General features: G+C 66.4%; 12 protein-coding genes and 1 pseudogene. 2 read left to right on the top strand and 11 right to left on the bottom strand.

All coding sequences use genetic code 11. The features are described 5' to 3' along the window. Nucleotides 1-307: 307 nt before the first annotated feature. The 4 genes and pseudogenes from O7620_RS01755 to O7620_RS01740 form a co-directional block, all read right to left on the bottom strand. Nucleotides 308-1,624, bottom strand: a complete 1,317-nt coding sequence (locus O7620_RS01755; RefSeq protein ID WP_278121478.1) for an ISL3 family transposase — start codon at nt 1,622-1,624, stop codon at nt 308-310. A 277-nt stretch (nt 1,625-1,901) separates the two neighbouring features. Beyond that, nucleotides 1,902-2,098 (bottom strand): annotated as a pseudogene (locus tag O7620_RS01750) (hypothetical protein); the annotation flags it as partial. Between the two features lie 788 nt (nt 2,099-2,886). Further along, nucleotides 2,887-3,135 (bottom strand): hypothetical protein, encoded by a 249-nt coding sequence (locus O7620_RS01745; RefSeq protein WP_278121477.1) that lies wholly within the window; start codon nt 3,133-3,135, stop codon nt 2,887-2,889. A gap of 363 nt (nt 3,136-3,498) precedes the next feature. Continuing rightward, on the bottom strand, nt 3,499-4,692 hold the full coding sequence (locus O7620_RS01740) for a helix-turn-helix transcriptional regulator (RefSeq protein ID WP_278121476.1): 1,194 nt from the start codon (nt 4,690-4,692) through the stop codon (nt 3,499-3,501). Nucleotides 4,693-4,867: 175 nt separating this feature from the next. Between O7620_RS01740 and O7620_RS01735 the strand changes: the two genes are divergently transcribed. Then, a complete protein-coding gene (locus O7620_RS01735; protein ID WP_278121474.1) occupies nt 4,868-5,134 on the top strand; it encodes a flavin reductase in 267 nt (88 codons plus the stop codon). 31 nt (nt 5,135-5,165) lie between these two features. On the opposite strand, the gene O7620_RS01730 is transcribed toward O7620_RS01735, so the two are convergent. The 5 genes from O7620_RS01730 to O7620_RS01710 are packed head-to-tail and all read right to left on the bottom strand — an operon-like array spanning nt 5,166 to nt 9,681. After that, nucleotides 5,166-6,434, bottom strand: coding sequence for a site-specific integrase (locus tag O7620_RS01730; RefSeq protein ID WP_278121473.1), 1,269 nt, complete (start codon nt 6,432-6,434; stop codon nt 5,166-5,168). Further along, nucleotides 6,424-6,615, bottom strand: a complete 192-nt coding sequence (locus O7620_RS01725) for a helix-turn-helix domain-containing protein (RefSeq protein WP_018802379.1) — start codon at nt 6,613-6,615, stop codon at nt 6,424-6,426. Before O7620_RS01725 ends, O7620_RS01730 begins: the two co-directional genes overlap by 11 nt. Continuing rightward, nucleotides 6,612-7,901 (bottom strand): replication initiator, encoded by a 1,290-nt coding sequence (locus O7620_RS01720; RefSeq protein WP_278121469.1) that lies wholly within the window; start codon nt 7,899-7,901, stop codon nt 6,612-6,614. Before O7620_RS01720 ends, O7620_RS01725 begins: the two co-directional genes overlap by 4 nt. Next, entirely contained in the window at nt 7,898-9,361 is a 1,464-nt protein-coding gene (locus tag O7620_RS01715; RefSeq protein ID WP_278121467.1) for an FtsK/SpoIIIE domain-containing protein, read from the bottom strand. The genes O7620_RS01720 and O7620_RS01715 overlap by 4 nt, the downstream gene beginning before the upstream one ends. After that, nucleotides 9,358-9,681 (bottom strand): hypothetical protein, encoded by a 324-nt coding sequence (locus O7620_RS01710; protein ID WP_278121466.1) that lies wholly within the window; start codon nt 9,679-9,681, stop codon nt 9,358-9,360. Before O7620_RS01710 ends, O7620_RS01715 begins: the two co-directional genes overlap by 4 nt. Nucleotides 9,682-9,836: 155 nt before the next feature. Between O7620_RS01710 and O7620_RS01705 the strand changes: the two genes are divergently transcribed. Then, nucleotides 9,837-10,409 carry a GntR family transcriptional regulator gene (locus O7620_RS01705; protein WP_278121465.1) on the top strand — a complete coding sequence of 191 codons (573 nt, stop codon included), beginning with the start codon at nt 9,837-9,839 and terminating at the stop codon, nt 10,407-10,409. A gap of 797 nt (nt 10,410-11,206) precedes the next feature. On the opposite strand, the gene O7620_RS01700 is transcribed toward O7620_RS01705, so the two are convergent. Both O7620_RS01700 and O7620_RS01695 read right to left on the bottom strand, forming a co-directional pair. Next, entirely contained in the window at nt 11,207-18,178 is a 6,972-nt protein-coding gene (locus tag O7620_RS01700; protein WP_278121463.1) for a polymorphic toxin-type HINT domain-containing protein, read from the bottom strand. A 246-nt stretch (nt 18,179-18,424) separates the two neighbouring features. Further along, on the bottom strand, nt 18,425-21,847 hold the full coding sequence (locus tag O7620_RS01695) for a LamG-like jellyroll fold domain-containing protein (protein WP_278121461.1): 3,423 nt from the start codon (nt 21,845-21,847) through the stop codon (nt 18,425-18,427). Nucleotides 21,848-22,474: the final 627 nt, after the last annotated feature.

Raw genomic sequence — 22,474 nt, 5'->3', positions numbered from 1 at the left:
ACTGCCAACCTCTCTTCATGGCGGGACTGAACCACTCGCCAAATTGCTCATAGATCTCAGGTGCATAATTCTGCCCCAGTTGGTGCATCCTGAGGGCAAACGCGTGAGCGGAATCCTGCGAAGCGCCAAACTTAACTGCGGATCGTTCAACAAGCTCGTGCCTAAGGAAGTTCTGAGAAGCCCGCCCCAGCGATCCGTTAGCCACTTCTCGCGAGACGATACTGATCATCGCGGGATTATACGGCGCGTCAGCACCCATCGCACCGATCCGTGAAAGATGATTCGCAACGATGGTGGCTCTTCGAAGTTAAGCGGGGTTGAGGTGTCCGCGGTGGCGTCGGGTGGTCGCGGTGCGGGTGCGTAGGCGCTGGTTTTCGGGGTTGCGGAAGCCGTAGGCGTCGCGGGCGACGGTCTTGATCACGCGGTTGGTGCCTTCCGATCCGGCGTTGGTGATTCCGGTGTGCAGGAATGCGTGGATCTGCGGCCACCAGGTCTCGATCGTGGTGGCGAGTCGGTGCAGTTCGGGAAGGTCGGTGGCGGCGCAGCGGGTGTAGAAGCGGTGCAGCAGTCGGTGGACGTGTTCCCGGTCGGGTTGGGTGCGGGCGGTCGCGAGCAGGTCGAGCAGGTCTTCCTTGGCGTTCCACGCGGTGAGGATCGGGGCGCCGATCGTGCTCGGGAGGGCATCGAGGGTGTCGACCAGGCGGTCGACGTGCTTGGCGGGCATCCGCGTAGCTGAGCGGGTCAGCCGGTTACGCATCCGCCATTCCGGGTCGGTGCCGCGGCCGCGGCGTCCGCGCTGGGTGAGGGTGACCCGGCGGCGGACCTCGGTGACGGCCCGGTTGGCCAACTGCACGACGTGGAAATGGTCGACGACCAGCAGCGCGTGCGGCAGCACCTGCCGGATCGCGGCCTTGAACACGGTGCACATGTCGATCGCCACCGCTTGGATCTGCTCGCGCCAGGCCGGTCGGCGGGCGGCGAGCCAGCCGGTGACCGCGGCGGTGGTGCGTCCTTCGACCTGGGCGAGCAGCCCCTGTCCGCCGGACAGATCCACGAAGCCGACGTGCCAGCGATCCGCCGTGACCGTCCAGGATTCGGCTTGGGCGTTCCAGATCCAGTGCGGCTTTCCTCGCCGGACCTCGTCGATGCCGAGCACCGCGACCGGCTCCGGCTCGTCCGGCAACACCGCAGTGGCGTGGGTGGTGAACGCGGCCGCGACGACCGGCCAGGAGACGCCGTGATCGCGGGCCGACTGCACGATCGTGCGGCCAGCGTCGGCGACCGCAGCCCCGGCCGCCTGCCGTAATCGCAGGGTCAGCCGGGCACGGGCCGGCACCTGGGCGACCTGCTCGGTGAACGACTGACGCGGACAGGCCGGGGTCGGGCAGTACCAGCGCCGTTTACGCCAGCGCAGCCGCACCGGCCGCCCTGCGACCGGCAAGTCTCGCGGCCGGGTCGTTGTCCACTGCTTGACCCGGGCCGCCGGCTGCCCGCACTTCGGGCAGCATCGCGCCTGCTCACAACCGGTGGACAAGTCCACCACCGGGACACCGGTGGCGTCCAGCTCGACCCGCTCCACCACCAGGCCGTCCAGCCCCAGCAGCCGGGTCGTATCGTTGACCATGCTCGCAGCTCTTCACTTGTGACCATCCGAACTCGACACTCAGATGATCACCGATGAGCTGCGAGCCCTCTATATCCGGGTCGCCGTCACCCGCCAACCCCGCTCAGCTTCGAAGAGCCCACATAGTACGTGTGGGATTTTCACCCCGTCACGCAGTGCGACTTAGGCGTTCATGGCGTTTCACCTGGCCTTTCGCCTGTGGCACCAACTCGACGCATCGACAAATATCAGTGTTGACGGCGACGGTGACGGCAACCTGGAGAGACGTCCGCGCCCTTCAGCGGTCAGGCATCGATGGGTGGCGCCATCCGAGGTAGGGGGCGTCGCGGTGCTCGGCGTGGTGGTGGAGGCGGAGTCGGACGGTGCCGTGGATGGGGATGTGGTCGAACTCGGTGGGGTGAATGAAGCGGACCTCGACGGACTCGTCGCAGACTCGTCGCTGACGGTCAGCGTGCCGCCGGCGACTCGAGCGAGGCAGCGCATGGGAAGTGATCAAATACCAGGGCCGACCGAGGCAGCTTCGCCCACAGCCCAGACACCTCCAACGGGCCACCCACGGCGACCAGCCCTCGCCGCCCGCCAAGCGTCCCCGCAGCAGCCGCGACCGCGCGCACCGAAGCAGCAAGCCAGCCGGACCAAGGCCCTCGACCAAGATCCGACTGGCTCAAACTGCTCTACAGGATCAAGACGGCCCGGCTACGCCGGGCCGCGCGCACGCGCTACAGCCGTTCCGGCCCCGCGCGCACGCCCACCAACCCGAACCAACCACGAGGCCCGACCATCGACCAGCCAGGGCCGTGGCGATCCCTTCACCAGCCACTCTCAACGAGCGATTCCGGGGATCGACGCCGCACCGCTACGCGGCACGCCACCGACGATCTTACGACCCGCAATGATCGATGAATCGAGATTCATGCCCTGTTGCTGACGGCAACCGTGACGGCAACGCAGGCCAACGACTACGAACTTGCACACCCTCACGCTACTCACCGTCACTTCGCCTCATCGTTCGATATGGCTACATCAGAGCGCATTATCTGGCAATTCCGGAGAGGCTAGGTACTCCGTTGGCCCCTTTCCATCTTCCCAGAAAACCCAAAGGCGCATACATGTTGGGCAGTGCAGCACAATTCTCGCCAACCCGAATAGATGGGAGCTATCGAGATCCACATCGAATTCACGACGAGACAACAAGAGCAGGCTGTCGTCGGGATCGTCATCCCTTAGGATCGTCCCGCACGCACAAATCATCTTGGCCACCGCTACCCGCCCATAAATTCCAAGCCACCGATCGGCTGCTTGCCCCAGCTTCCGATCATCCCATTGACTCTTCCCAGCGCATTGCCGAACTGGCCTGCCGACAAGCCCGTGCCACTAAGGTCAACGACCACGCCGCCCCCATTCACCTGAGAATGTTTCTTGGCAACATTGGTCAGGATGTTGTTGATGGATCGGCTTGTTGGCGAATAGACATCCCACGCAACACCGTCCACCAGCAGATCGCTAGTCATTCCTCCCGATCTTGTGCCAACCGGATCACGAAGAACAACGTTACCTCCACGAGCCGCCATGTGCTGCGCAGCCGCAACCTCAGATGCGGACGGATTCGCTGCCGACACTCGGAGAGATCCCAAATTTGGGCCAGCGATTATCTCCCCGCAGTTGTGTACCAACACCGGAGTGTTGCCGGCCATCACATAGTACGTGTGGCGTTGTTACGGTGGCTGCGGCGGTGTCATGGCGTCGATCTTGGCAGGGATCTGGGCTTTCGCTTAACTACCCGTCGGCAGTTCATCGATTGTTGGCGATTTTGACAGCAGCCGTGACAGCAACGTGGGCGCACGCCGGGCTGAGCGAGCCGTCGGCCGGGGCGTCTACTCGGTCGGCCGTCTGGTGCTGTTGGCGGGCTTCTTCTGTGCGCGACGGTCGATGAGGCGATCCACGGCGGCGATGCGGCGGTGGAGGCGTGCGGACCCGGCGTCGATGGCAGTGCTGTCGATGCGGCGCAGGACGGCGCGAGCGGCGTCGAACTCGCCTGCACGAGCGTGGCCTTCGGCGAGCCAGGTTTGGTAGAGAGCGACCTCGCGGGCGTGGTCGCAGTTGTAGGTGGCGAGTGCTCGCGTCAGCAGGGGTTCGGCGGTGGCGGGTTGGCCGAGTTCGATGAGGCAGCGGGCGGCCATGACATCGATCTCGGTCCGGTTGAGCCAGTAGACCCATTCGGGCTCGGCGACGTTGCCGGAACGCTGGTCGTACGCGTCGTCGACGGCGTCGAGGGCACGGCGGGTGGTGTCGGTGTCGCGGAGCCGGGCGGCGGCCCAGGCGAGGCGTTCCAGCAGCAGAGCCCGCACAAGTGGACTGGCTTCGGGGGCACCGGTGACAGCGGAGCGGGCAATGAGCAGCGCGTCTTCACGTTTGCCGACGTTGGTGATCTGGTAGGCGAGGCTGGACAGCAGCTGCGCGCCCAGTGCCCTGTCTCCTGCCGATTCGGCGGCGGTGACGCCGGACAGGTAGAGGCGTTGGGCGTCGGGGTAGCGACCGGCGTCGCTGGCGACCCAACCGGCGAGTTGGGCCAGTTCACCGATAACGGTGTACAGCCTTTTACCGGAGGCATCGGTGTAGGAGGCGGTGCGGGCGAGGTGTTCGGCCTGGTCGAGTTCGGCACGGATGATGGGGAGCAGGGTGCGGCTGCCGACGGTGTCGTCCAGGTGGCGAAGTTCAATCACCCGGGCTTCCAGCGTCTCGATGAGCCCTGTGCCGATACGACGGCCGGCGCGTAGCTGCCGGGGGACGGGTGGGTCGCCGATGAGCCATTCATGGGTGAGGCGGACCGGGTCTGCTGGGGTGCCGATCGGCACGCCGAGGGCGTGTTCGTAGCGTTCGACGACGTCGGGGGTGGCGGGGCGGCGGCCGGTTTCGACGAGGCCGAGGTAGGGCTTGCTGAAGTGGGTGAGCGCGGCCATCCCGGCGAGGCTGTGTCCGGCAGCCTCGCGGGCGGCTCGCAGGTGGGCACCGAGGTCGGCGGTGTCGGGTGTAGACGGGGGAAGACCCTGCGGTGGTTCCATGGTCATCTCTTTCCGCTGATCCTGGTGGCAGGCCCAGCGGGGACGTGCATCGAGTCCGGACCTGGCTGGTGCTGTTCCGGGAGGGCCGGGACCGGTCGCGAAGATCGGCAGTCTTCATACCCGGGTGCGTGCCCGGCCCTCCCACCGTAGACCACCGACGTGCCCGGAGGGTTGAGCAGCGATGTCGATGCACCTGCCGGTTCGCCCGGCCTGGACCTGCGCGGGGTGTGGGCAGGCGTGGCCGTGCCTCACCCGCAAACGTCAACTGTTGGCCGAATTCGCCGGGGCTCGGGTGTCGCTGATGCTCTACCTGTCGCGGTTCTTCGTCGAGGCGTGCGTGGACATGCCCGCCACCACGTCAGGAACGTTGTACCGGCGGTTCTTCACCTGGCCCTACGAGCCGACCGACGGCCGCCACAGCAACGAGAGCGCCCCGCCGGGGCGGTGATCCCAGCGGGGCGCTCTGTCGGTGGTCGGGTTCAGTCGTCGGAGGCGGTGTCGTCGTCGGGCTGGTCGGGTTGCAGCGCCTGGTCCATGGACTCGACGGCGTGGCGTTGCAGGCGAAGCCGGACGTGGGAGTAGATGTCAGCGGTGGTGTGAATCTGTGCGTGGCCGAGCAGGTCCTTGATCGTCACCAGGTCCACGCCCTGTTCCAGCAGCAGCGTGGCGCAGGTGTGTCGCAGGTCGTGGAAGCGGATGTAGCGGACCTCGGCGAGTTCGCAGATGGCATGGTGGTGGCGGTGCACCGCGGCCGGGTCTATCGGCCCGCCCGTGCTGGTGGTGAACACGAGCCCGATTTCGGCCCACTCGTCGGCGGCCTCGCGCCGGTCGATGTCCTGCCGCCTTTGGTAGCGCTTGAGTGCGGTGACGCAGTCGCGGGGCAGGACGATGCGCCGCGCGGAGCGGTGGGTCTTGACCGGTTGGAACGTCGGGCCGCCTCGGGTGCGGGCGAGGGTGCGCCGCACGTACAGGTGCCCGGCGTCGAGGTCGATGTCGTCCCAGCGCAGGCCGAGCAGTTCACCCCGGCGTAGTCCGGTGCGTAGGGCCAGTTCGAACAGGGGGCCGTGGCGGTGGTAGGCGGCGGCGAGGAGGTAGCGGCGGGCCTCGCCGGCGGTGAACGGTTGGAAGTCGCTGCGCGGGGTGGGGAGCCGTACCGAGCTGGCGACGTTGCGGCCGAGGAGGTCTTCGCGGACGCCGTCGGCGAGGGCGGCCGAGAGGACTGCCCGGATGTAGCGGACCGTTGCCGGGCGGATGTGCTTGCCGCAGCATTTGCCGATCGCGCAGCAGCGCGGCCGGCGTGCCTTGAGCGGATGGGCCGGGTTCCGGGCGGCGTCCCATCCCTGCGCGCAGCACTGGCAGACACTCGGCAGCCGGTCGAGGAACGTCCGCACCTCCCGAACCGTCAGCGTGCCGAGTTTCCCGGTTCCGAGGCCGGGGATCAGGAACCGGCGGACCAGGGATTCGTACGTGACGTAGGTGGTGGCGCGGAGCCGGTGCCGGGCGACGCCGGTCAGCCACGCGGTCAGGTACTCGCCGACGGTGAGGTTCGGGTCGGCGGCCACGACCAGGCCACGGTTCGAGTCGGCCAGCTTTTCGGCGAGCTTGTCGGCCGCTTGGCGGCGGGTGGCGCCGTAGACGTAGATGCGCTTGCGGGTGCCGTCGGCTGCGAGGACGTAGCCGGCGCCGCACCAGCGGCCGTCGGCGCGTTGGAAGATCGTGCCTTCGCCGTTGGCCTTTCTACCGGCCATGATCGGCCTCCTTGGTCAGTGAGTCGAGGTAGCCGGCCAGGGACCGGGCGGGGATGCGGCGGCAGCGGCCGATGCGGACGGAGTGCAGCCGGCGGGAGCGGATGAGGTCGTAGACGGTGTGCCGGCCGACTTGCAGGCGGGCCATCACGTCGGTGACGGTCAACAGGTCGGGGCTGCTCATTGGCCCTCCCCGAGTTGGCCGGTGTAGCGCCAGTCCCCGACGGTGAGCAGGTCGGTGGTCGGGTCGACGCCGACAGCGGCGGCGTGTCGGGTCAGCCGCCAGCGGCGCCGCTCATCGCGCAGCGCGGCGAAGGTGGTCGAGTAGGCCAGTGACTTGCTGGTGACGTGGCCTCGGTAGCCGAGCTGGTGCGCCCACCGGCGCAGCCGCAGCCCCCGCAGTTCGGGCAGTCCGCCGAGCCGCCAGCAGGTCTCCACCAACATGCGGCCGTGCGCGGGTAGCCGGTCGAGGCTGACGTCGGGACGTCGGCCGGTGCCCGAGCAGACCCGGCACCAGCGCCGAGCGTCGTCGCCGGGGCGCAGGCCGTTGCCTCGGCATGCGCGGCAGAACAGCGGTGGCACGTCGACGCCGACGGCCTCGGCGGTCTTCGTGGCGTACTTCGCCACGTACCGGGCCACCACCACATCCCCTGCGGGAAGTGGCTGGATGTCAATCTGTCGCCCCCACCGCAGCACACGCCCGCCGACGACCGCTGGCGTGACGACGGGGACCGCCCGGCGGATCGCGGTTTCCAGCAGGAGACTGGTTGCCCAGGTCGGCGGCGGGGTGGGCAGGCCGTCCGGTCCGTCGAGCCTGACGATCGCGTGGAAGTGGACCACGCCCCGGGCCTGGAACTCGGCGACCTTGGCGAACGCCATCCGCACCTGCCGGGCCGCCTCACGCCGGGACAGACCCGCCGCAGCCGCGAGGGTGCGGCGTGCCTCGGTGGTGAACCGCGCCCACAGCATCCCGGCGTGGGCGTTGAACAGCACCTGCCCCGGATAGTCATAGCCGTCCGGTTCGAGGGGGGTGCCGATCAGCGGATCGCCCGGCAGGTGCCATCGGCCGCACCTGGACTCGTCGGGGTGGCAGGCACGAGGGACGCCGTTGCGGGCTGGGCCGAGGTGCACCGGCCCGAATGACGGCGCGGTCACCGTCACGAACACCCGCGGCCGGGCCACGGTGGTGGGCTCATCACGGAGCCCGGCGGCGATCAGGTGGAAGGCGTCGAGCTTGTACAACGTCGAACACGCCGGACACCGCACGGCACGGCGGTTACGGCACCGCACCGTAATCGTCTGCCGGTCGCCGGTGTCAGCGAGGACACGACCGGTGCCAGCCTCGACCAGCAGACCACGCCCGGTCAACCGGATCGGATGCCGGCACACACCGACCCGGCCCTCCACCTCCTGAGCGGCGGCGATGCGGAGCAGGGTGTCGAGGTCGCCATGAGGGGTGGATGGCATCATCGGCGCAGCTCCTCTCCACTCGTGGGAGGGCTGCTTGCGGGGAGAGCGGCGGGGTGTTCTTGGCGGAATGAGCCGCCGCCCTCCCTGTCTTGACCGCCGGGACGGTCCGCCCTGGCAGCGTCGGCGAGCAGCCGCAGCGGGTCGCGCACCAGGGCGGCGGTGTCCGCCGCGATCCGGCCAGCGGTGGCGTCACTGACGTACGGGGTGCGGACCAGTGTGAACCCGGGCCGGCCTTCGGCGACCATCGAGGCGACCCCGATGTAGGCGGGGTCCTGCAACCGGCGCGGATGCTCATCCGGGAAGCCGGTGATGTCCGAACCGAGCACCGCCGTGGCCGCCTCGCTGGTGCGCTGCGCGAAACTGACCGCTACCTGGCAGTTGTCCCGGATCTTCGTCGGGATCGCATCCCCGGTCGCCTTCTGCGTCGCCAGGATCACCTGGACACCGACGTTGCGGCCCTTACGCACCAACTCCTCCACCAGCCGGGCCGTCTGCCGCGCCACCGCATCGCGCTTCTTCGACTCGACATCGGTGCCCTTGGACTCGTTGAAGAACGTGTGCGCCTCATCGATCACCACCACAACCAGAGGCCACGAGGCGGACGGGCCGAGATGCCACACGTTCTTCACCCCGAGCACCGCCCGGATACACCGTTGACGGCCCGTCATCAGCTCATGCACCCGCACCAGATGATCACGGACCTGCTCCGGATCGTCCTTCGCCGACAGCCACGCTCGGCGGAACAGTTCGTCGTAGTCCGGGCCGCCCTTGCCGTCGATCAACACGAACTGCACCGCCGGACTCGGCGCGAGTTGACAGAACCGGGCGTTCAGCAGCGAGGTCTTGCCGAAGCCGGCCAGCCCCGCGACCACCACCCCGGACACCCCAGAGGAGCGGATGGTGACTGGCTGACTGTCGGCGTCGACACCCGCCGACCACGCCTTCAGATGGTCGACGGTCGTGGCGTGTCCGTACCAGCCGGTCGGTTGGGTGAGCGGGTCGACCAGCAGCGCCCGAAGCCGGACCAGGCCGGGACGGACCTGTGCCACCCGGACCTGCGGCACGCGCCACGCGTCGGCGAGATGCGCGGCGGCGTTCTGGAACTCGGCCAGGCCGAGCCGGCCGATCGTGGAAGCGTCGACCTCGGCGCCCCAGCGTCGCGCCCGTACCCGGACCGCCGGAACCAACTCCCGCCGCACCGCCACCGTCTGCGGCCGGGACGACCACACCGGCGGGCGGACGTGTTCGGTCTGGACCAGGCCCACCCGCATGGCGGTACGCCGCCATGTGTATCGGATCCGCCAACCGACGCGCAACGCCGGCCGGATCTCCGCGTCGGCCAGCAGATACCGCACCAGATGCGCGGTCAGCCACACCGTCGCCACGACCCCCGCCCCGGCCAGCAGCACGGCGGGAACCACGGTGAGCAACCTCAGATGAGCCGAATCGATTGTCGTCATCCAGGCTTCACCGCCATCAACGCCGACGCACGGAAGATCTGCCACGGCCGGCCGTTCTTCTCCCCCGCCACCAACGTCAGCCCGGCCGCCTTCACCCACTGGCCGACCGCGAGGTCCTTCGGCACCGACGGCTGCGGCACCGACACCCGCAACACCTGCGGGATCCCGCCCTCTACCGTCAACGCCAGGGGCACCTCTACCAACGGCGCACCCGTAGCGCGGTCCGTGGCGGCAACCCCGTTCTCCTTGTCCTTGAACTGCGGTGTCGCTCCGGCGAGCACCAACAGTCCCCTGCCACCGTCAATCGGCAGTACCAACACGAGCGTTCTCCCTCGTTCGCCCACCACACCCCAACGGCACGGTTACTAGGCTTCCTAAGCTTCACGTGACAATCGTGATCTGGTCAAGGGGTTTGACCCAGGAATCTTGGGTAGCCTGTGTAGCTCAATCAGGACAAGACGACTACGATCAGCACATGCCGCACGACGCCGACGACCGACGCGCCCTGTTCCAACGGGTCGTCGACGACATCGTCGACCAGATCCGCACCGGCAAACTCACCCCCGGCGACGTGCTCCCCACCGCCCGACGCATGGCAGACACCTACGGCGTCGCCTCCATGACCGCCCAACGCGCCCTACGCGAACTGCAACACCGCGGCCTCACCTACGCCGTCGTCGGCAAAGGCACCTTCGTCCACCCCCAGGCACCCGAACGCATCGGCACCGACGCCGACGGCCACCCCATCGCCGCGACAACCCAGACCCCGGTCATCAGCGACAACCCGGCCCTGAACCGACGCCTCGCCCTCTACCTCCTGGAGCGCGACCGCATCAGCGGCAAGATCGTCGACGCGTTCACGCGCAAGGACACCGCCGCCGCCTGGCAAGCCACCGAAGAACTCGCCACCCTCCAACAGACACACACCGACCTCGCCGACGACCTCGCCGCCTACGAAGCCAACCTCGGACGAGCCGCCGGCAGCGGAGCTCCCGAGCACGCCGAGCCGCCGGCACCGAAAAAGGCACGCCGCAACCCGAAGGCATAGCCCAGCAGCCCGCCACCGACGGAGCCACTGGGCTAAGAATTGCTTCACCAGATCAAGACGGCCCGGCCTGTCGGCCGGGCCGCGCGCACGCGCTACGGCCTACGGCCCCGCGCGCACGCCCACCAACACCCAAGCTCCCTATCGAAAAGTCGCCCCCAATCCACCGGCCAAGGCCGTGACGATCCCTTCACCAACCAACCTCGACGAGTGGTCCGGGGATCGACGCCGCACCGCTACGCGGCGCGCCACCGCACAATCATCGATAGATGTGCATGCTTGCGAACGCATGACATCAGTCATGACAGCAACGCGGGTAGACCCCGGCACCCTCCGGCGCACAGCGCAGCCGAATCCCTACGGGCCGTGACGCGCACGTTACGACTCTCGGCTCTATTCAGGCGCCTCTTCCGACGCCCGCCGATCAAGCTCCTGCACCATACGCTGAACATCCTCTGCGCTGAACTTGAATGGGCGGAGCTGATTTATCACGACCTCCCGCTTGACTTCGGAAGACGGCAGTTGCGCCCAGTCCTGTACCAGATAGTCCGCTATTAGCGGAGGCTCGATTTTTCGGCTCGAAAAATCCTCCCAATGCTCCCAGTGGGCAACTTCCCCATCTCGCCCAGAAGCCCTCAGACTTACCTTTATTTCTTTAATAACGCGCTCATGCAAGTCACTAAGAAAGGAGCTTCCCCGTGTGGCATCGTCTACATCGCGCGCGAGGTACCTAACCTCCATTAGAGCCCGGTTGAGAGCAAGGAGTTCCTGGTAGTCGTCAACTTGCAGCACTGTTGCTCCTAACCGAAGGGGTTCGGTCCGTGATAAATGACATCATCTGGCGTGAACCTGAATGAGCCCTGATGCACCAACTCGTTCGGCTGAACACCTGGCCCGAGCCTATCGGGAGAGATACGGAATCCAATTACGTGGGAACCGCGACCCGCATACCGCGGGTTGCCTGCGAACAGAACATTGTTGGCATCGCCGGACTTCACCATGTCCTGCGTAAAGTAGCTAACGCCCTTCGAGTTGGCCTTCACCACCCCACCTCCCATGATGGTGGCGTGTCCGGCCTCATCCGTGTAATGAAAGAAAACGTCATCTCCGAGGGAGTCGGCCAAGTTATCCACGCTGTGTTTTGCGGCGTCCCCACAGTTGTGAACAAGAACCGGGGTGGTGCCGGCTACCACATAGTACGTGTGGATTTCGGTGACGCTGAGGTTGTACACCCGAGCGCTCTGGGTCCAGCGCCGCACGGCCGTGATCTGCACGTACGTTCCGGCTGAGGTTTGCAGCCACTGCCCGGGTTGCAGGTCCGTGGCGTCGCGCCACTGACCGAGTTCAGGAACCCAGAACGGATGCCCGTCGGTGGCGATCACCGCGCCAGTGGCGTCCCCGTTGTCTCCGTCGATGTCGGTAATGATCTTTACGAGATTCTTGCTGCCTTGACCAGCGATGGTGGCCGAGACCGTCTCTGGCAGAGTTTGGCCGGTTTCGGGGTCGGTGGCTAAGACTTCGTCGCCTACCGCAATATCTTCGATCGCCTTGGTGGTGCCATTGGCCAGGACAACCGCCGTGCCGGGCACGAAGCTGTTTGTCAGGCAGCCTCGAAGGCCACCGGCTGCACCTCCGCCGCTGCCGCTAAGGCTTGAACGCATGGCACCCATTGCCATCTGACCGGAGGCCTTGAGCCCCATCCCTGAGGTAAGGGCGACACCTCCACCGAAGGCAGCGGCGCCGAGGAGGACGCCGCCGGCTCCGAATGCGGCTCCGAGAAGCCCAGCGCCTATTGCTCCGCCCGCAAGTTGCCAGATGCTTTCGTCTTCGGCGTCGAGACCGTCGGTGACGAGGGAACTGACGGCGCCGCCGACGAATCCGCCGATCGCGGCGCAGCCGACGGCGCCGATGCCGAAGCTTCCGGCCGTACAGATGCCACCTACGATGACGCCGGCGGCGATGCCGGCGACGGCGCCGACGGCGCCGGCGTGGCGGCACCAGAAACTGGCCCGACACTCACGCTGCTTGCGTTCGGCTTCTTGGCGCACCTTCGCCTGTTGCGCGGCGACTTGATCTTCGACGCTCGGGGGGCGGGTGGCCGAGTTGTACGAGGCGGTGCCGTAGGCAGAATCCATGTTCTGCTGCGACTGCTTCGACGGTGGCGCACCGTCCCACTGCGCGTCAAAGGGGTTGAGGCCGGTCGGGTCGCTGGAGGTGATGGGGCTGTTGTTGGCGTACGAGTAGGCGTTCCACTGCTGCGGGTCGGAGAGATCCATGACCGGGTCCACCGAGATGAACCGGCCCAGTGTCTGGTCGTACTGGCGGGCTCCGATGTTGGTCAGGTTGGTGGGGTCGATGTCACCGCCGACGAAGCCCTTGCCGTTGACCCACGTCGTGCTTGCCCCGCGGGGGGCGCCGTAGGGGGTTTGCCGGCGGAGGTCGACCTTCTGCGTGCCGGCGTTGATGGAGAGTTGCTGGGTGCCTTGGTGGTCGCTGTAGAGCCAGGTCAGGTCGGTGACTGCTGAACTTGCCTTACGCGAGGCGCAGACGTTGCCGGCGAAGCTGTAGTAGCGGGTGCCGGTGGTGACGGTGCCTTCGCGGCGGAGTTCCTGCCCCGGCAGGTACAGGGTGGTGCCGGTGGTGTCGCGGCGGATGAGTCGGACACCGTCGGCGTCGTAGATGTTGGTCTCGATGGTGTTTCCGCCGGCGCTGACGGTGGCGAGCTTGCCTTCGGCGTCCCAGGCCAGGGTTTGGCTGCCGGCCTTGGATGTGTCGCACGTGTTCGTAGTGGTGCCCGAGGGCCGGCAGGTGGTGTTGCCGGCCTCGTCGTACTCGTATTTGGCGACGTTTGTCGGCTGTCCGGGGGCATCCGTGGTCATCTGGGTGACGGCGTGCGGCCGTACGACGCCCGGGCCGCCGTCCGGTACGCGGTAGCCGCGGGTGGTGTCTCCGCTGCTGGTGTGGCTGGTCTCGGTGAGCCGGCTGCCGGTGTCGTCGAGAGTCCAGTCCTGCCAGTACGGTGCCGGTCCGCCCAGGTTGTCGAGGCCGGGGTCACCGTCGCAGGAGATGCCGGTCTTCGGGGTCCAGGCGGTATTCAGGCGCCCGAGGGCGTCGTCGCGGAAGCATTGAGTGTCTGCCTGACCGACCTCTGGGGTGTCGGTGATCGACTCGAAGTTGCCGGCGTCCTGGTAGAAGTAGTTGCGGTCCGAGACGGTGCCGGCGACCGTCGACAGCTCGACGGTAGTTCGCTTAATCCGGCGGGTCGCCTCATCCCGGTAGACGACGTCTTGGGTGAAGGAGTCGCTGTTGCCCGGGACCTTGTAGATTGAACTCTTGCGCTCGCCGTAGGCGGTGTAGGTGGCGGTCGCCATGGTGCCCACGGAGCCTGTCAGACTGGTATCAAGCCGGACCGGCATGCCGGTCGTGGCGTCGTAGCCGGTGGTCAACTGTTCGGTGACCAGGCCGCCGCCCGACGGGTATGAGATCGAGGTCGGGGCGCCGGTGAATCGGGAGTATCCGTAGGTGTACGGGTAGGTCTTGTCGAGCCCAGTTTCGACCGGTGGGATCACGTAGTTGGCAGCGGTCAACTGGTAGCGCTCGTTGAAGCCGCCGGCCTGCCATTTATAGGCACTCACCGTGCCTGCCGAGTCGTATTCGTAGCGAATGCTCTGGGTCAGCTGCCCTTTGAACCCGGACTGGCCGCTGAAGAGGGTGTCGTATTTCCACTCAGTACGCAGCCGGCCGATGGCGGAATCATCGCGGACCTGCGTCTTGCGGCCCAACTGGTCGTATACGTACCACAGAGCATTCCCACGAGCGTCGACGGTCTTCTGCAAACTGTCGTCGTCGTAGAAGGTGCTGGTCGTGGTGCCCTTGTCCGGGTCCTTGGTTCGCCAGAGGCGGCCCTTGGCGTCGTACTCGTTGGTCCACTCGTTCCCAGCGGAGTCGGTAGTCGTCGTGGCCTGACCCTTGCGGTTGAAGGTGTACGTGGTCTCGAGGTAGGCCCCGTTGACTCCGGCGGGCGTGGTGTGTTGGCGCAGCGCGACGGTGCGGCCCTCGATGTCGGTGACCGTGGTCGTGGGGGTGCCACCCTTCGGCGGGGTGACCTTGGTCAGGTCGCCTTCGAAGCTGGTGACTGTGCGCCACTTCTCGACCAGGTTCGTGTCGTCGTCGCCGGCCAGGAAGATGCTGTTCGTGGCCCGGGAGGCTTGGTCGTAGACGGTTCTGGACACCGCGGGGAGGGACCAGTCCGGCTCCCACCAGAGCGCGCCCGCCGGTGCGCCTAGCTCGGCGTGAGCGGGGTAGCTTGCCGCCGCGCGCCCGTACTCGTCGTAGACGGTGTCGGTGACCACCCGGTCGCTGCCGCCGCCCAGTGATAGCGACTGCGTCTGCCGCGGACGCATCAACCCGTCAAGGATCTGGTACGAGGTGATGTAGTTGCCGGTCGCGTTCAAGCTCTTCGACGTGATGTAGGGGTAGTTGTCGCGTCCAGCGGCAAAGGTGTAGGTGTACTGCGCCGAGGGGTTGTTTGGGTTGGCGGCACTCGTCCACCCCTGCGTCCATACCCTGGCCACGCGTCCGAGCGCGTCGTACCTAGCCTCGGAGGTGACCTTCCCGTTCGGGTCGGTGCTCTTCGTGGTCGAACCCCAGTAGGGGTTCGTCTCAACCTTGGACTGCCAGTTCAACTGGTTGGTGCTGGTGACCAGGGTGACGGGTCCGCCCACCGCCGGCGTGTACGCGGTGGTGGTGACGTTTCCCCTGATGTCGGTCGACGTCTTTTGCCGGCCGGCGTAGTCGTAGGTGGCTTGGGATGTCGCCTGCCAGACCGTGCCGGTGCCGGGAGTCCAGTCGTTGAGCTGCTCGGTCTTGGTCGTCGAGCCGAACGTGGGCGCGGTGTCGACGCTGGTTGCGCCGTCGTAGTAGGTCCGAGCGTCGGAGATGACGTCGTCGACGCTGGTGGGGCTCTTGTCGCAGGTTAGTGCGGTGGTCGTGGTCTGCTTGACGACCTGTGTGAGGTTCTTGCCTAGGTTGCGGTTGTAGGTGTAGGTGATGCAGTTTTCGTCGCCAGTCTTCGGGAATTCACCGTCGTCCTGGGACCAGTTGGTCGTGCCATAGGTGTCGTCGAAGCTGCTCGTACCGCGGGAGGTGCGCCATCCTCGGGAGCCGTCGACGCCCAACGCGGTGGCGGCGTAGGTCGTCTGGGTGTTGACGAACCGCGCCTCCACCAGGTCGCCGTTGATCGTGCGGCTCGCGGTGGCCTTCGACCGCCATGGCACGTTCACCGTCTTCGACACCGGCTTGGTGTCGACACCGTTGTAGACGACCTGCTCGCGGACCTGTCCGGCGAACTGGTCCTCGTCATAGACAATTTCCGCGCCGAGTGACGCCGGCACGGTCACGCTGCGGGTACCGCCTGACGGGCTGAGCTTGTCACCGTGCATACCGCGCATGAAGGTCGTGACGGCCAGTGTCTGCGGATTCCCGTCGTCGCCGACCCGGGTCTTGACCTGGCCGTAGCCACGCCACTGCCCCCACGTCTTGCGGTCCGGCCTGGTCAGGCCGTCATCGTCGTCGAAGTGCCACGCCGGGGAGCCAACATACTCGTACCAGGTGTGCTTGGTCGGCGACTGGTGCCCACCGGCCAACTGCACGTCGTCCTCAGCCACGTGCTCGACCCGATACTTGTGCCACCACTCGGTGACCAGCGCCTTACCCGTCGGATCGGCTGGGTCCGGCACCACGACGGGGTAGCAACGCCTGGTGTTGTCGTGGGGGTCCAGTGCGGCGACGATGGCTGCGGTGCACTCGGTCGGGGAATAGTCGACCTTGATGCGGGCGCCGGTCTCGGTGACGATGCTGGATATCCGCAGCCAGTTGTCGGTGGTGCCGTGTTCGGTGTAGACCCGGTTCGGTAGCGATTCCGCGCCGAATGTCACCGGCGGCAGGTTGATGGTGCCGCCTACCAAACCCGTGTGGTCGATGCGGTCCAGCCACAGCCCTTCGTGGGTGGAATCGGCCGTCGCGGAAAACGTGTGCGACAGGGTCCATGCCTCAACGTTCTGCCAATCAGGGGTCGACTTGGTGGTGTCCCACACTCGGGTGGTAACCGCTTTCAGCCGCTTGGTCGTCCAGAACGTCGGCGAGTACTGCTGGGGGCACGATGTGGCAGATGCCTTGCACTCCTGGTCCCACGGGGTGTCCTTCCAACTCGATGTCACCGGGGCGGTCTCGGTGCCACAGTTGGAAAAGCATCGAAGGTCCGTCTCGAACAGGACCTGCGCGTAGGGGTTGGTGCTGCGCTCGGTGACACCGTGCGTCGCGGTCGTTCGGTCGTAGGTTCCGTAGTCGATGCGGGTGAGGTAGCCGGCCCGGTCGTAGGTGACGTCGTCGGAGTCGGTGACGTTGCGCGCGTATTTGTTGGTTTCCTTGCCGTACCAGAACGACATGGTGTTGCCGCGTACGTCGACGACGTAGTCGAGGTTCCACCGCCATGCCTGCACGCAATCTGACCCGGTGAAGGTGCTCTTGTGGCACGGCTCGCCGGTGTGGTTGCCGAACACCGGCACCGTCAGGGTGGAGTTCGTTCCGGTCGCCTGGCCTGGCAGGTTGTGCAGGCCGAAGAAGTACTGAGTGCCGTCGGTAGTGGTCACCTTCCAGTACTCACCCACGTCACCGTAGGCTGGGTCGCCGCTGTCGCCGTTGGCCGCGCCCGTCAGCTTCTCGATCTTCGAGCCGTCCTCACTGCGGGAGTGCCAACCCTTTCCAGCCTGGTAGATCAGCTCACCGCCATGGCCATTGAGGCTCAAGGTCGCATTGTCCGAGCGCCAGCACTGGTCACCACTGCTCGCGGTGTTGTTTGCCCCGTTCTTCAGGTCGTCGGCGCAGGGCACATACCGCCGCTCGATATAGCCGGACGAGTAGTCGAAACCCTCACCGATCCACGACGGCTGGTTGTTGGTGACCTCCGAGCGGCCATCCACGGCGGAGGACGAATAGCTCAGTGCGATCGATGGAGCTGGGCCGGTCGCTGGCGGGATGCGAAGCGGGTAGTTCCACGAGAAGTCGCCGGCACTGCCGCCGCTCGACCAGGTGGACGACGGAGCCAGGCTGGTCGCGCCGAAGTCCCCGTCCGAGCCGGCAGCCGCTGCGGCCAACATCAGATAGGAGCCAGCTGCCGTAGTTCCGGATGTGATGCCCACCTCGGCGGTGGCGACTCCTGCCGCGGCGTCATTGACGGTACGCAGAGGCACCGACCGACAGTTCGGGTTGGCGGGGTCGTTCATCGCGCATCCGGGCACCTGCCACAGACGCAGGCGTGATGCCCAGGAGCCACCGACCGCGTAGCGGAAGGAGTCGTAGTTGACCGACACCTTCGTCACGCCGGTCGGTGCGCCCTGCGGGACGGTCACCTGCATCATCAGGCCGTCGCGCCATGCCTGCGGGAGGCTTGCCCGGTCGACGATCTTCACGTCGACTTGGGCGAGCGGTTCGCCGGCCTTGCCGGTGCCCCGGTCTACCCATACCGGCAAGGAGCCTGCCTGAACGCCTCGGCTGCTGGCTGCACGCGCCGAGGCTGGGGCGAGGTCGACACGTGCGGCGGCCGGAGCGGGCCACTTGGGCGCCGGCGTGCGGCCGGATGTCACCCTGTTCTGCTGCCATGCCTTGCCCGCGGCTACCGGGCCGCCGTCATGGTCGAGCTTCTCGGCTGGCGGCTTCGACGGCTGCCGAGGTGCAGCCGCCTGCGCCGGCAGGTAGGGCAGCAGGGACAGCACCAGTGCGGCGACTACTGATCCGACCAGCGTCAACCGCTGACCGCTCGTCCCGGGAAGATTCCGGCGTACCCGCCGTAGGCCGCGCACAGACCGTGCCGACATGAGCTGTTCCTCTCCGACAACCGCTACCGAAAGCATGAGACGTTCGATTGAAGGGCGACCGGCTAGTGCTGGCCGACTGCGTGTGAGCTCTCTTGGGCGGCCCAGCGGGGAACCGGGCCGCCGAGGGTGTGGTCTACCGTCCGATCAGCGGTGCCACACAGTCGATCCGCCTGGGTCGAGCAGCACCAGGTCACCGTCATTGCGCAGCACGAGTTGGCTCCCAGCCGTGGACCCGGTCTTCGTGTCCCACAACGGGTTGCCCTCACTGTTGGAGACCACGAGGTTGCCGTCGGGCTGCAAGGTGGCGTAGGCGCCGGGATTGTTCCACGTGCCGGTGTCCCAGATTGGGAAGCCCGCCTGGCTGAGCACCAGGTTGCCGTCTTCCTGCATCAGCAGTTGGTAGTTGCCGACGTCGGAGCGCAGATACTGACCGGCGGTGAGGCTCTCGCCCTCGGCCAACGTGTTCGTACCGGGGGTCGTCGGGATCTGCGAATTGTAGAGGTCGAACATGGCGGTGTCGGTCATAGCGCCCTGGAACACCGCGACGCCGTCTACGCCGCCGACCCACTGGTCGATGAACTGGTCGCGCCAGAACGTACGTCCCACCAGCAGCGGCCCGCTGGACGGCATCAGCCTGAACGTGATGGGCTGGGTGCCTTCCAGCACACCGTTGACGTAGAGGCGGATCTCGCTGCGGCCAGCGTCGTAAACTCCGGCCAGATGAGTCCAGACGCCAGTTTCGGCTAGGCTCTTGGAGTGCACGCTGGCCCAAGGCGTGGTTGCGACGTCCTGAGCACCGACGACGAATTCCCACTTGCCGGCATCGGAGTCCATCTTCAGCCAGGCGGCACTTTCATGGGCGCCGCGCTGTGACAGTACGGTGCGCATTCCCTCCAGGCTGAGCATCACCCAGGTCGACATGGTGAACGAGTCGTCGGTGCGCAGCACGGACTGTTCCTGCCACACGTTCAGCTCGTTGCCGTCGACGTCGGTGGTGGGTGGGAGCTTGGTGGCGGTGCGCCCGTACTCCTGCGTAGCCTCATTGTTGCCGGCATCCGGGAAGTACTGATAGTCAAGCCACAGACCCTTGTCGCTGTATCCCGTACCCACCTCGGCACCCTTGGTCAGCGCGAGCCACCGCTCCCACGCAGTCACCGAGTCGCCTGCCTGGCAGGTGTCCTTCCAGTCAGGCATGTAACAAGCTTGGGAGTTCTCGAAGTTCCAATCGCCGACAGGAATCGGGGATAGGATTCCGGGCTCGTTGAATCCACTGGAACCAGGCTCACTCGCCAGTTGACCGGTGAAATCCTGAGTCACCAGCACGCGGTCGAACACCTGCACATCAGCCACCGACCCGTTGAAAAAGTTGTCCGACACACCGGTGTTCGCCGCGAAGTTGCGGCCGATGTGGAAGGACTTCTGGGAATTCCATGCCGTCATCCACGGTGTGGACGCCACTGCCGTGCCGTCGACGAACAGGGTCAGGGTCCGGGCGGCCTCGTCGTAGGAAAAGGCCACGTGCCGCCACCGATTGACATCCGCCGAGGTGATCGCGGTCGGCGCTTTCAGCACGGTGTACTGTGCCCCGTTGCAGTCGCTGTTCCGCATCGTCACGTTCCACCTCGGCACACCCGAATCCATGACGACGCCGAAGAAGAAGCCGAAGTCGCACTCGCCACTCTGGGTCGCGATGGCCATGTTTTGCGGCGGCATACTCGGCAGGCGAACCCAGGCCGCCACGCTGTACGACTTTGACGTATCGACGACCTGGGCCGACGTCGACAGATACGAGTTGGCAGCAGGACCGCCGAGTGTGACGGTCTGGCCACCGACGATCCGTAGGTCGTTTGCCCAGGCGACCTTGGTAGCGATCAAGGGGGATTTGACCGGGGCCGGCTGGCCATCCGCCAGCGCAGCATCCTGGCTAAACCCGGGATACGCCTCCAGTCCCCACTTGGCGACAGGCCCAGATGGGCGCCGGACGCTGAACTCCACCGATCCGGTGCCCTCGTTCAAGGTGGCGTCGATGGCCTTGACGAACAGCACGTTGCGGCCGAAGCTCGCGGCGGTCAGGTCGACCTCGGCGTACTTCGGGCTGGTGCCCTGCGCCGCCACTTCCTTGGTCGCGGCGTCCCAGCCGTACCGGAACTTCGTCACGTCGGTAGCGGTCGACTCGATACGGACCCTGCCCTTGAGGCCCGGTCCGGCCGGGACCGTCACCATACGGGCCGTCACCGGCGGCCTCGTCGTGTCCACAGTGAATTGACACCACCCGGACCACGAACTGGTCAGCGAGTACGGCGCCTTGTCGGTACCGCGGGCGCGAAACGCGTACGTCTTGCCCGACACCACGGACACGGCAGCGCTGGTGGTCCGTGCGTTCGGGGTGATACCGCCCTTGCTCGGTGGTGGGGTTTTCCGTGCCGGAGAGGTGTCAGTCACGGCACCGATCCCGCCGCTCGGCACCTCGATCCACTCGAACGAGGCCGTCAACGAGTCCGCCGGGTCGGCGTCGGGGAACACCGCTGAGAAGGTCGGACTCAACGTGCCGATGGTCAGGACCCCCGAGCCCGGACAGGCCACTGCGGCGCTCTGCAGTCCGTTGGGTGCCCCCGGCTTGGTGTCGTAGTCGACGACCAGCTTGGCGTCGCCCGGGAAAAACTTCTTCCACCGATCCTGGGCTGACTCGCCTGACCCATTCGCAGCCCGAGCAGTGAAACCGACTGTCAGGGAACTCCAACTGCCGGTCGCCGCCGTCTGGACCTGGTTCGTTACCGTCGTGCCGGAGAAGTTCATGATCATGTCAGGCTGGTTGGATGAGCAACCCCCGGACTCGTTCGCATGGCCCGACGCATCGTCCAGGAAGCTCTTCAAGGTCATGCTCGACCAGCTGGCCTTCATCGTCGCGTTGATCGCCGGCGTCAGGTACATGGAGGCCACAGTGTCTCCACAGGACCATGAATGATCCAGCTTCATCTGTACATACGCCGACTCGACATGCTTACCTTTGAGCGATACCCCATTCGCGGTCGTCGGGAATTCGAAGAACGACCGGTACAGCACCCCCGAGTCCGGGTTCAACCCCACCCGCGCCACGCTGTAGTCCGTGTTCGATGATCCGTTGTTGGTGGCATACGCCCACTTCGTCTTATAGACAGACCAAGCGGGATCCACGAATATCGGGAAAACCGCTCCCGGCGACGTCAGCAACTCTTCGTCAGGACGCAACACCAGATCCCCGCCCGACAACTCCACCGCGACCGGCGCGACCTGCGCCGCATCACCGGCAGCCGCAGCCGTCGACGTTGAGCCCTGCCCCGACACCCGCGACGACGCCGAGTTCCCGACAGCGACACGCGAATCCCACATCACCGCAGGCTCCGACGAAGCGATCACGCTACGACCGAGCGTCGCCTGCAGCCGCCCATCCGGGCCGAGGCTCACCTCGGGATCCCCACCCAGCCCGATCCGAATCTCGCGCAGCGCCGGGTTCGCCGCAGCCACCGCCGACTTGATCACCAAAGCGTGCGTGAAGCCCGTCGGCGTGGCCCGCACCACCAGGTCCACGCCACCCAATACCTCCGGGTAGGTGGCCGAGTCACCCGACACACTCGGGGCAGGCAGCGGGCCACCTGGCCAGGACAAAGTCATCGTCTTGCTCTCGCGCCGAAGCGTCACCAGCGGAGACGTACCGCCACCAGAAAATGCCACGTCGGCGACGGAGGCCGAAGGTCGCCACGAACCATCCCCCGCCCGGGCAAGACTCAGATCAACATTCACCCAATGACCGGCCTTGCGAGTGCGCTGAGGAACGACCGAGGCCTCAAACCGCAGTCTGCCATCCGGTTGGGCTGTCACCTGCGCAAGCTCTGTTCGCGAACCGTCCACCACCACCGGCGTGTCGCAGGAGGCGGCTAACGCCAAGGCTTCAGCGTCAGAGCCGGCCACGCCCGCGCAGGCCGGGGCGGCGGCGGCGCGACCCGCTCCTGGTGCGACAACCGTCGCGGCAGTCGTCAAAGCCGCCACCCACAAAGCCAGCCCACGGCGCCACCGACGGTCCACGTCACACCCAATCGATCAAGGAGCAGAGGCACGGACCATAGCCAGCCGCCAGGCGTTCCCACAGCCCCGACCACTCATAGATCGAGGAAGTCAGCACACGACGTGAGCAGTTCGTCGCCGGACGTCAATGAG

This window comes from Micromonospora sp. WMMD710, from assembly GCF_029626045.1.
Taxonomy (GTDB): Bacteria; Actinomycetota; Actinomycetes; order Mycobacteriales; family Micromonosporaceae; genus Micromonospora.
The sequence above is the reverse complement of the archived record's forward strand: the minus strand, read 5'-3'. Positions and strand labels throughout refer to the sequence as shown.